Annotated in this window: 1 protein-coding gene; it reads right to left on the reverse strand. The window is 39.5% G+C overall.

Translation table 11 applies throughout. The annotated features are described in order from the left end of the window. The coding region (locus AB4585_RS25035; RefSeq protein WP_372171457.1) for a hypothetical protein at positions 1-216 on the reverse strand (216 nt) is incomplete at its 3' end. Between the last annotated feature and the right edge of the window lie 55 nt (positions 217-271).

Raw genomic sequence — 271 nt, forward strand, 5'->3', positions numbered from 1 at the left:
AAGTATAGCTATACACTGTTCTAGACCATCAATTTTTTCTGCTTCTGTTAGCTTAGACTCAGGGTCTAGAACGTCATTTAGTTGTTGAATAAGCAGTGCATGGGGATCGTTTGCTTGTAAGAAAATATCGCGCAAACGGAGAACCTTCTTGTTCAACAAGCGATCATCTTCAACGAGATTGCTAGCATTTCTTACCCAATGAGGTAGAGAATGCATAGTTGTTACTAACGGAGTAGCAATTGACAATAAGTTAGTTTGGGTTGATTGACCC

Origin of the sequence: Vibrio sp. 10N.222.49.C9 (assembly GCF_041474985.1) — a bacterium.
Classification (GTDB): domain Bacteria; phylum Pseudomonadota; class Gammaproteobacteria; order Enterobacterales; family Vibrionaceae; genus Vibrio; species Vibrio crassostreae_C.